Origin of the sequence: Enterovibrio gelatinilyticus (assembly GCF_028683095.1) — a bacterium.
In the GTDB taxonomy this organism is placed as follows: Bacteria; Pseudomonadota; Gammaproteobacteria; order Enterobacterales; family Vibrionaceae; genus Enterovibrio; species Enterovibrio gelatinilyticus.
Genome location: NZ_JAJUBC010000097.1, coordinates 1 through 752, shown reverse-complemented (window position 1 = coordinate 752; position 752 = coordinate 1). Strand labels below are relative to the sequence as shown.

Here is a 752-nt window from a genome sequence, read left to right as displayed (position 1 = left end):
CGTTTTAAGGGGCGTAAAACATTAGCTTCACGTAATAAAGCCACCGTAAACGCTATAAGTTGATATAACAAAATTTGCGGAGATGTTTTGCGTCCGCCTTCAAAACCTTTGTTATAAAGCTGTCACCCAATCTGTTTGAATAGCCGAACCTCGCCTTTTGCCTTTGCAAACAGCCAGCAGAATGTTTGATTTACTCTAGCTACCAAAGGCTTGTTTGCACAACTTTGATGGTGAGCGGCGATACATCACCAAACCGCTTTTTTGTCGAGAAAACCACCGTGATTTGTGGTTCAAATTTGCTGCTTACATGTAAGTAAAATTACAGCGTATAACGTTGTGATAACGGGCACTTGCCCCCACTGAACTAATCAAGCTCATGTATTTAAAAACTTTCTAAGCGCTTCAAGATTGGCAAGGTGTCCCGTTCATGACCTTGTTGTAGCAAGCGGAATCAAGGACTATCAATTTCTCCATTCAGATAGCGCTTCAGCAACTTTAAATTTAGTCACAAAATCAGCCACTTTCCGAGGCATAAAATAGTCTGGTTTATAGCGGATACTACTAGCAAGTTGGTCGATATATGATCTGCCCATTGATTTGTAGCTTGATGTTTCAGAATCAGTTAATTGAATCTCAACAGTAAACACGCCGATAGTTCCACAAACTACTAACAAATACATATCATTTGCGTTCGAGAAAAGAAGCCATGACATGTGCTCTTCATCTAGGACTACCACTAATCCTCCACTAGC

Annotated in this window: 1 protein-coding gene; it reads right to left on the bottom strand. The window is 40.6% G+C overall.

Annotated features, from left to right (window positions below; translation table 11 throughout):
* Window positions 1-461: 461 nt before the first annotated feature.
* Window positions 462-752: hypothetical protein (locus LRP50_RS25370; RefSeq protein ID WP_274167171.1), on the bottom strand; the 291-nt coding region annotated here is incomplete at its 5' end.